Below are 7,620 nucleotides of genomic sequence, written 5' to 3'. Positions count from 1 at the left end.
TCTGCTCATCCAATTATTTTTTCTTTTTCTCTTTCGGGGAGCACGAAATCTCATGGCACTTTTCAACACCACTTCATGGGCAAAATATTCAGTCATCGCAGCCAGCCTTGCAGGAGTGATGATGTTAAGTGGTTGTGCCAAAAAAGAGGAACAGGCCACCACAACTTTAAATATTGGCTATCAAAAATATGGCATTCTTCCTATTTTAAAGGCTCGTGGTGACCTAGAAAAAGTACTAAAAGAACAAGGCGTGCAAGTAAAATGGGTCGAGTTTCCTGCTGGCCCTCAGTTGCTTGAAGGCTTAAATGTAGGGAGCGTTTCACTCGGTGAAGCAGGTGAAGCACCACCTATTTTTGCTCAAGCTGCCAATCCAAATTTAGTCTATGTCGCAAACCAACCTGCTGCGCCAAAAGCCGAAGCATTATTGGTACAAAAAGACTCTCCAATCCACTCCATTAAAGATTTAAAAGGCAAACGTGTTGCTCTTAATAAAGGTTCGAATGTTCATTACCTATTATTAAAAGTTTTAGAAGCCAACAACTTAAGCTTAAGTGATATTCAACCAGTTTATTTACCGCCATCAGACGCTCGTGCTGCCTTTGAAAAAGGTGCAGTAGATGCATGGGTCATTTGGGATCCGTTCTTTGCAGCAGCTGAACATCAAATTCAAGCTCGAGTTTTAGCAACAGGTGAAAATTTAGTAAGCAATCATCAGTTCTATCTAGCTGACCGTAAATTTGCAGAAAATAATCCAAAAGTTCTCAATACAGTTGTGCAAATCCTTAACCAAACAACTGAATGGGTGAGTTCACATCAGGATGAAGCTGCCAAACTACTCGAAAAACCTACAGCACTTGAGTTTGATGTACTCAAAACTTCCATTTCACGTATGGGTTTTGGAGTTCAACCAATCTCTGACAAGGTGGCACAAGAACAACAACAAGTAGCTGATGCCTTTTATGCGCAAAAGCTCATTCCTAACAAGCTCACCATTCAAGATGCCATTTTAAAACTGAAATAAACCCAGCTTGGGCACGGCTTAAATAATCCTATAAATGCTGTGCCTGACCTCAAGGGGAACAAGGATATCGATATGCAACATCAGTCATTATTTAATACGAGTCAGTGGGTACAATTCGCTAAACGCATCAGTGCAGTCACTGTATTAGGTTTAACAATCGCAGCGCCAGCTTGGGCAATTGATCCAACTGTAAAAGAACTTCGTATTGGTTTTCAAAAAAGTTCGATTAACTTTGCGATTGCCAAACAGCAAAAACTATTTGAACAAGAATTTCCAAATGCCAAAGTTACTTGGAATGAGTTTCCTGCTGGACCACAAATTTTAGAAGCTTTGGCTGTCGGCTCCCTTGATGTCGGAGTTACTGGGGACACTCCTCCAGTCTACGCACAAGCAGCTGGAAAGCCTTTATATTATATTGCCTATGAAGCAGCTAAACCACTAGCATCAGCAATTTTAGTTCCTAAGAGCTCGCAGCTAAAACAACTTAAAGACCTTAAAGGCAAACGTATTGCGCTGCAAAAAGGTTCGAGCTCACATTACTTACTTGTACAAGCTGTACGTAAAGCAGGCCTAAACTGGAGTGACATTACTCCGATCTGGCTTACACCTGCCGATGCTCGCGCAGCATTTCAAAAAGGTGCCGTTGATGCATGGGCCATTTGGGACCCTTACTTCGCTTCAGCACAACTAGAAGATCAAGCTCGAGTTCTTGCATCAGGTAAAGGCTTAAGCCCGAACTATACATTTTATTTAGCAGCTCCAGATTTTGTTAAACAACATCCGAAAGCTGTTTCTGGACTCATCAAACAAATTAATCAAGCTGACAAATGGGTTCAAACCCATCAAGCAGAAACGGCAACAGCCATTGGCCAAAGCACTGGACTAAAGCCTGCAACCAGTGACTTATTTATTAAACGCCGTCCTCGTCCTTCTTCAGCCGCTCCGCTGAACAGCAAAGTGATTGCTGAGCAGCAGCAACTCGCAGACATCTTTACTCAACAAGGCATCATTCCAAAACCAATCAGCATCAAACAAGCTGTTTGGATTGCCAAGTAATTTCAATAGACATATAGGTAATGCACATGAAAATTTTCTGGTTTATTCCTACCCACGGTGATAGTCGCTATTTAGGTACAAGTAAAGGCGCTCGTCAGGTTGACCATGCCTATATGAAGCAAATTGCTGTGGCGGTAGATAATTTAGGTTACGAAGGTGTACTTATTCCAACAGGTCGTTCATGTGAAGATCCTTGGATTACGGCGGCTAGCCTGATTGATGCAACTCAACACCTTAAATTTTTAGTTGCGTTACGTCCAGGAGTAACAACACCAGCATTGGCAGCTCGCATGGCTGCAACATTTGACCGCTTGTCGAATGGTCGCGTGTTACTCAACCTAGTGACTGGCGGTGATGAGGCCGAACTACGCGGCGATGGCTTATATGAAGATCACTCAACGCGTTATCAAACTGCCAATGAATATGTAAAAATCTGGCGTGAAATTTTGACGCGTTCACATACGGGTGAAGCTTTTACATTCCACGGTGAACGCTTACAAGTAGACGATGCAAAACTACTTTACCCACCTGTTCAAAAGCCTTATCCACCACTTTGGTTTGGCGGTTCTTCAGACGTCGCGGTCGATCTTGCAGCTGAGCAAGTCGATACTTACCTTACATGGGGTGAACCACCAGAAGCAGTTAAACAAAAAGTCGAACATGTTCGTGCCAAAGCTGAGGCTAAAGGTCGTAAATTAACTTATGGCATTCGCTTGCATGTGATTGTTCGCGAAACCAACGAACAAGCTTGGGCAGCAGCGAACGAACTTATTCAATATCTTGATGATGCAACTATTGCTGCAGCACAGAAAAAATTTGCACAAATGGACTCTGTAGGCCAACAACGTATGGCTGCGCTACACGGCGGTAACCGTGACAAACTTGAAGTATCTCCAAACCTTTGGGCAGGTATTGGTTTAGTCCGTGGCGGTGCTGGTACAGCACTTGTAGGTGATCCAGAAACAGTTGCTGCCCGCATTCAGGAATATGCAGATTTAGGTATCGATACTTTTATTTTCTCGGGCTATCCACATCTTGAAGAGTCGATCCGTTTTGCAGAGTTGGTCTTCCCGTTATTACCAATCGAAACTCGCGCTAAACTTGCTCAGCCAAATTTAACCGGTCCATTCGGTGAAATTATTGCCAACAACTATGTTCCAGACGAGAAGAAGCAAAATAGTTCCGTCAAGGAGCCTGCATGAGCAAAGATGAAAGTATTGTTTCACGTGGAACAAAACAAATCGGGCAGCGTTTGCTGCCTTGGATTTTCCCAATTGTTCTATTGGTTGTTTGGCAAATTGCCTCAAGTTCGGGTCTTTTAGAGAACCGTATTTTGCCTGCACCAACTGCTGTGGTTTCCGCTTTTTGGCATCTACTCGTTAGCGGCGAATTATGGCATCACGTTAAGGTAAGTGCTGGTCGCGCTTTGATTGGTCTTTTGGTTGGTGGTGGCTTAGGCCTACTCTTAGGTTTACTTAATGGCTCTTCACGCTTCGCCTCTACCCTGCTTGATACGACTCTGCAAATGATTCGTAACATCCCAGCATTAGCACTTATTCCACTTGTAATCTTGTGGTTCGGTATTGATGAAACAGCGAAATTATTCTTGGTCGCAGTAGGTGTTTTCTTCCCGATTTATATTAATACCTATCACGGTATTCGGTCAGTTGACCCACAATTGATCGAAATGGGTAAAAGTTACGGCCTTTCCCGCTGGCAACTTTACAAAGAAATTATTCTGCCAGGTGCAATGCCTTCTATTTTAGTAGGTCTACGCTTTGCTTTAGGTTTGGTTTGGGTGTTGCTCATTGTCGCTGAAACCATTTCAGCTCAAGCAGGTATTGGTTATATGACCATGAATGCACGTGAGTTTTTACAAACAGATGTAGTTCTGGTCGGTATTCTTCTTTACGCCTTACTAGGCAAACTGGCCGATGTTTTAGCCCAGCTTTTAGAACGCTATTTACTACGTTGGCACTCTGGATATCAGAAATAAGGGAGCTTAGAACATGACAAATCTGAATTTAAATATTAATCAGAATGAAGTGCAGCTCATTCCGGAAGAACCAACAGAATCTCAAGAACCTGTATTAGGTGCAGAGATTCTGATTGAGCAACTTTATAAATTCTATGGCGAGGTAAAAGTCCTTGAAGATCTTGACCTACACATCCAGCCTGGTGAGTTTTTAGCAATTGTTGGTCGAAGTGGCTGTGGTAAAAGTACGTTACTACGTTTAATTGCCCAACTTGAAAAAGCCAGTTTTGGGGAAATCAAATTCAAATCTGCTCGACATTTGCGTGAAGGCATTACTAACGATGATATTCGAGTAATGTTCCAAGACCCACGCTTGCTTCCTTGGAGAAATATTATTCAAAACGTTCAACTGGGTTTGCCTAAAGCTCAACATGCTTTAGCACAAGAATTACTAGAAAAAGTGGGTTTAAAAGAGAAATCAGGACAATGGCCTTCACAACTTTCTGGTGGACAGCGTCAGCGTACAGCCTTAGCACGTGCATTATCTCATACGCCGCGTATTTTATTGTTAGATGAGCCTTTAGGTGCATTAGATGCTCTAACTCGGCTTGAGATGCAAAGCTTGATTGAGCGCTTATGGAAAGAACAAGGTTTCACTGCCATTTTAGTGACACACGATGTAAGTGAAGCAGTGCAATTGGCCGACCGTATTATCTTATTAGATAAGGGTCAAATCGCTCAAAGTTTCCACGTTAATTTGCCACGCCCCCGTAAAAAAAGTATTAGTTTTTCCCAACTTGAGCAACAAGTACTCGATGCAGTTCTGGCAACTTAAGGTTGCGATAAAGAATGAGAACTGTTCAACCGAAAAATGCACAATTTACGAGCAATAAAACTGCTGTTTTATTGCTCTTTTTTAGAGCGAAATTTAAAAAATATTTTTAAGAATAACAATAAACTAGTGAATCTCTCTATTTTTTGCACAATAGTATATCTATTACGCAAATAACTAGCCGTTTTTTGATTAAAAAAGCAAGACACCTGTGCACAAATCAAACAATTTACCTTACAATGGGAATACTATTTTTTTAATTATGCAGCAGATGGAACAAAAAAAGAGTACCCAAAAGCGCAATCAGCTTCTTGCTGCCGCCCTTGACGTATTTTCAGTCTATGGGTTCACTGGCGCAAGTCTGGATGAAATTGCCCAACTCGCCGACATGCATAAGTCGAATATTTTCTATTACTACGAAAATAAAGAGTCTTTATACGTAGAAGTGCTCACAACTGTTTTACAAAAATGGTTGGCTCCCTTACAAACTTTAGAATCTGAATTAGAACCAGCCGAAGCCTTATCTCACTATTTAATACAAAAAATCGAACTGTCTCGTAGCCAACCGAAAGCATCTAGATTGTTTGCATTAGAAATAATTCAAGGCGCTCCGCATATTTTACCTATACTCAAAGGACCATTAAAAAAACTATTTAAGCGCAAAGCTAAAGTCATTCAGACTTGGCAAGAAGAAGGAAAGATTTCACCAGATATCGATCCAGAATTATTAATCTTAAATATTTGGGGCCTTACGCAAAACTATGCAGATTTTGCAACCCAAATGGAAATGGTGACTGGAAAAACACTTCGTAACCGAAGCATGTTCCAACGTTCAATTGAGCATACAGTCCACCTGATGCTCTACGGCGTATTGCCTCGTTAAAACAAAAAAAGATCGGCAAATTTGCCGATCTTTTTTTAGAAATGATTTTGATAAAGCGCCAAAAGTTTTTGGGCACCTAATAATAAATTTTCTTCCCAATCCACATGTGCAGTGTCATCTGCCCCATCAGTAATATACTTCACCGAAATCAGGCGTACGCCTAGCTTATGGCAGACTTTGGCTAAAGCATAACCTTCCATATCCACCACATCGCAAGCTACCTTTGGCTGGCCTGTTTCAAATGAATCGCCAGTACCACAAATCCCCTTTGGCAAATCAGCAAAATGTGGTTGAAGGTGAATTTCAGCTGGCAAGTGATCATCTAACGGCGTTACACCTACTTCAAACCCTAACGGTGAAACATCCATATCTCGTTGTACAAAAGTCTTCACCTCGACCAAATCATGTCGATTAAATGCAGAACTACCAGCTGTACCTAGGTTTATTAAAGTTTTACACCCTGTTTTTTGAATAACCTCAAATGCTTTAAAAGCAGCATTAATCTTGCCAATACCACTGTAATGGACTTCAACACCTGCCTGTTCAAATAAACCTTTAGATTCATTAGGAAGTGCCATAATTAAAGCAATATCAGTGTTCATTCAAAAAGCTCAAATCAAAATTAAATAAAATTAGAAAATAAGTATAAATCAGGTGCAAAAGCTTTTTGCACCTTTTCATAATCACTGCATTTTTTGTTGTAAAGCGATTAAGCATGGAGAGAAGAACAGTTGACCACTATATGCTCCTGCTAGCGTTTTCTTCATTACAACGCCCCACATTGCCAATAATAAAAGACTCAATGCCACAGCAACGTATTGTAAAAATACAATTTCAACCTGATGTCCTAAATTAAATAGCGCCAAAATAAATACGCCTAATGGAAAGGTTAAGCCCCACCAACCTAAGTTGAATGGAATACCTGTCTTGGCATGACGAAGCGTTGTTAAGATTGCTAGACCAAGCCACCATAACCCGAAACCTAAAAGCACCAGACTACCCACAATTCCTAAAGCTTGAAAGACATTCGCGAATTGGTCAAATCCTACATTTGGTGCCACTCTTTGTGCCTGTTGCCCTAGCAACAATAATCCTAAAGCACCTGTACCAATTGGGCCTAAAGAGAGCCAGCTAGAAATCGCGACTTCTTTTTCAGGTAATTGATGCAAAGCCATACGCAACATTAAAATTGTCAAAATAGCGAATGCCGGTAAAACAGAGATTCCCCAAAGCACATAACCAGCCATTAATAAATGAAAGCTATGCAAATCCGCCGGTAAATGTGCTACCAACATGCCCGCAGAGCTCGCTGCTACTTCACATGCAACCACAGGTAATAGCCAGATTGCGGTCATCGTATGTAGCTGATGATTCTGACGGCTAAACATACAAAACGGCACGATCCACGCAATTGATAGTGCTAAAAAGACATCGACGTACCATAAAGCTTGAGCAATATGTATCGCAACTTCACCGTAAAGCCCGATACCGAAGCTTAAAAAGCCATTCAATATTGTAGCCAGTCCCATCGGAATAGCCCCTAAAAACAAGCTCATATTGGGATGGTTAAATATTTGCTTCGCTTCATGGGGGAAAAGAAGCCACCTCAATAAATAGAGAGCAGAAAAAACACTAAATAGGACAATATTAAATTGCCATAACAAAGTTGCTAGCGTGAATAAAAATGATTGAGCGAATGGAAGCTGAATTAAAATCATACTGACCACACCAGTACCCATAGTCGCTGTAAACCAATTTGGGGTAAAATGTCGTATAACATCTTTGCTATGATTTAATTGGTAAAAAGGTTTTTTCATCTTAGTTCTCTAATCAAAGAGTGGATAAAGATATAG

8 protein-coding genes are annotated in these 7,620 nt (G+C 41.1%); 6 read left to right on the top strand and 2 right to left on the bottom strand.

What is annotated here, in order from left to right; all coding sequences use genetic code 11:
- The first annotated feature begins 52 nt into the window (after window positions 1–52).
- The 6 genes from NL42_RS08290 to NL42_RS08265 all read left to right on the top strand — a co-directional run bounded on the left by NL42_RS08290 (window position 53) and on the right by NL42_RS08265 (window position 5,767).
- On the top strand, window positions 53–1,021 hold the full coding sequence (locus NL42_RS08290; RefSeq protein ID WP_461312411.1) for a sulfonate ABC transporter substrate-binding protein: 969 nt from the start codon (window positions 53–55) through the stop codon (window positions 1,019–1,021).
- Between the two features lie 72 nt (window positions 1,022–1,093).
- Window positions 1,094–2,077: a sulfonate ABC transporter substrate-binding protein gene (locus tag NL42_RS08285; protein WP_461312410.1), complete on the top strand. Its 984-nt coding sequence runs from the start codon at window positions 1,094–1,096 to the stop codon at window positions 2,075–2,077.
- A gap of 26 nt (window positions 2,078–2,103) precedes the next feature.
- Window positions 2,104–3,279, top strand: coding sequence for an FMNH2-dependent alkanesulfonate monooxygenase (gene ssuD / locus NL42_RS08280; RefSeq protein ID WP_005308909.1), 1,176 nt, complete (start codon window positions 2,104–2,106; stop codon window positions 3,277–3,279).
- The gene (ssuC, locus tag NL42_RS08275) at window positions 3,276–4,073 is read left to right on the top strand and encodes an aliphatic sulfonate ABC transporter permease SsuC (protein WP_005308906.1); all 798 of its coding nucleotides are present in this window, start codon (window positions 3,276–3,278) and stop codon (window positions 4,071–4,073) included. The genes ssuD and ssuC overlap by 4 nt, the downstream gene beginning before the upstream one ends.
- A gap of 13 nt (window positions 4,074–4,086) precedes the next feature.
- Window positions 4,087–4,887, top strand: a complete 801-nt coding sequence (locus NL42_RS08270; RefSeq protein ID WP_461312409.1) for an ABC transporter ATP-binding protein — start codon at window positions 4,087–4,089, stop codon at window positions 4,885–4,887.
- A 259-nt stretch (window positions 4,888–5,146) separates the two neighbouring features.
- Complete coding sequence (locus NL42_RS08265) at window positions 5,147–5,767, top strand: TetR family transcriptional regulator C-terminal domain-containing protein (RefSeq protein ID WP_003655809.1); 621 nt, start codon at window positions 5,147–5,149, stop codon at window positions 5,765–5,767.
- Window positions 5,768–5,802: 35 nt separating this feature from the next.
- On the opposite strand, the gene NL42_RS08260 is transcribed toward NL42_RS08265, so the two are convergent.
- Both NL42_RS08260 and NL42_RS08255 read right to left on the bottom strand, forming a co-directional pair.
- A complete protein-coding gene (locus tag NL42_RS08260; RefSeq protein ID WP_003655810.1) occupies window positions 5,803–6,369 on the bottom strand; it encodes a 5'-methylthioadenosine/S-adenosylhomocysteine nucleosidase family protein in 567 nt (188 codons plus the stop codon).
- Between the two features lie 81 nt (window positions 6,370–6,450).
- The gene (locus NL42_RS08255; protein WP_461312408.1) at window positions 6,451–7,584 is read right to left on the bottom strand and encodes a TDT family transporter; all 1,134 of its coding nucleotides are present in this window, start codon (window positions 7,582–7,584) and stop codon (window positions 6,451–6,453) included.
- Window positions 7,585–7,620 lie beyond the last annotated feature (36 nt).

This window comes from Acinetobacter sp. GN11 (genome assembly GCF_054823985.1).
Note: the sequence above shows the minus strand (reverse complement) of the source record. Positions and strands in the feature narration are given on the sequence as shown.